Origin of the sequence: Bartonella senegalensis OS02 (genome assembly GCF_000312545.1) — a bacterium.
Taxonomy (GTDB): domain Bacteria; phylum Pseudomonadota; class Alphaproteobacteria; order Rhizobiales; family Rhizobiaceae; genus Bartonella; species Bartonella senegalensis.
The window spans coordinates 48,385-50,302 of sequence record NZ_HE997543.1 but is presented as its reverse complement, the minus strand read 5'-3'; the positions used below and the strand labels follow the sequence as shown (position 1 = coordinate 50,302).

1 pseudogene is annotated in these 1,918 nt (G+C 40.1%); it reads left to right on the top strand.

Features of this window, described 5'->3' with window-relative positions:
* Positions 1-31: 31 nt before the first annotated feature.
* Positions 32-1,918: pseudogene (locus BN200_RS09400) on the top strand (autotransporter outer membrane beta-barrel domain-containing protein); the annotation flags it as partial.

Genomic DNA, 1,918 nt, shown 5'->3' with positions numbered 1-1,918 from the left:
ATCTTATTATAGAATCAAAGTTACTCCTGTTGTGCAAACTGTTATCCCCTCTATATCCACTTCTGCTCTTTCTGGGGGGAGAATTGGTAGCCTTAATGGTCTTAGTGGTGATAACGTTAGCGGTATTGGCGGATCTGGTGGTGTCTCTCTTAGTGGGAGTAACTCTAACCATCCTCTTAAAGGGGAGAGTGGAGATCGCTACGGGAGCGATAGCAAAAAGGGCATGAGGACTGTATCATATGGATCGTATTATTCATGTACTAATTGTGGAAAGAATACAATTGATAATCAATCTTATAAAATTACAACGGAGAATGTGCAAGGAATTTCGTCTAGTCATGTTGCTATAACAGTAAGGAGAGGGACTGCAGAAGTAGAAGGGAAAAATGTAACTGTTCACAGTGAAATTTCAGAAAAACCTTTCGCGCGTGGTGTTTCTGTCTCAGAGGGGGGAAAAGTTACTTTGAATAATTTTACTCTCAAGAATGCAATGGTAGCTCTTCATGCCAGCGATGGGATGATTGAGGTGGATGGAGGAGATATTAGTGAAATTAAAAGGGCTGTTCAAGCAATAGGACCGCGGACGCATATTATTTTAAAAAATGTAAATATTAAAACAACTGGAGGAGATTCAAGCTTTTTTAGTAATGGCTATGCAGAAATTAAAATGAACAGCGGATCAATAGAATTCATGAACAATCATGGGGTTTCTTCGACACTAGGTGGCAAGGTTGATTTCGAGAGTATTAAAATTACTGGGAAGGGGAGTAAAGAAAAGGATCATGCGGTTTTTTTGATGGGTGTAGGAGGGGCTGTTAATTTTAAGGATGGCACTGTTAATGTTACTCATGCCCACGGCATTTTGTCAGAAAATGCATTTACTACTGGTGATTTGATAACAGTGTATAAGAGTTTATCTGAGCGTCAGCGTATGACTGAGGTTAATCTTACATCTTCTTCTGTTACAGTAGAGGGTGAAGGATCTTACGGTATATATTTTAAGGGAGATAAACTGGGCGAAAAATTCGAGAATAGAGAAAAGATAGAAGAGGAAAAAAAGCTGCCCAGATTGGAGGCTGTTAATTTGAGGCAGACAGTGTTTTCTGCTCCAGATAGTGTGGCTCTTTATGGTACCGGTAATAGTTATGGTGTTATTAATTTAATGCAAAGCACTCTTTCAGGCCGTTCATTATTAAAAGCTGAGAGGGGGGCTTTGGTAAAAATTTTAGCTAGTGCTTCTACCCTTGAAGGGAGAGCCTCTGTTGATGATCGTTCTACTACTGAGCTTTATTTGGGCGCTGGTTCGACATGGATTTTAAGACAAGAGCAGGAGAGTGGTTCGCGTGAAACTGCTCGTACAAATGATTCATCTGTCTCATTTCTGCTTCTTATGAATGATAGTTCCGTTAATTTTAAAAAATTGAAATCTGCTTCGAATTACTATTATCAAACACTCAATATCAATGGAAAGGGTACCGTTTATAAAGCGCAGGATGGTGCAAATATTTACCTTAATACGTATTTGAATGGGGGGGGCTCTCTCGATGATCAAAAGACCGATCGTGTTTTGGTACATGGTGATGTTGAAGGAAAAACTATCGTTCATGTTCGTGGTGTTTCAGGAAGTCCAGGAGGATACACGGGGAATGGTGGAAATAACCAAGGGATTTCAATCATTCAAGTTTCTGGAAAGGCAGAGAAAGATTCTTTTAAGTTGGATGGTGGGTATGTTGCGGTAGCGCATTCACCTTATCAGTATATGCTCTATGCTTATGGTCCAGAATCCGATTTAGGGGAGGCGGATCCTAGTCAAAGATTGGTTGGAGGTGATGGAAAGTTTTGGGATTTTCGTCTTGAAAATAGATATATTACTCCTAAACCTGAACCTATTCCTCCTAGACCTTCACCGGAACCCACT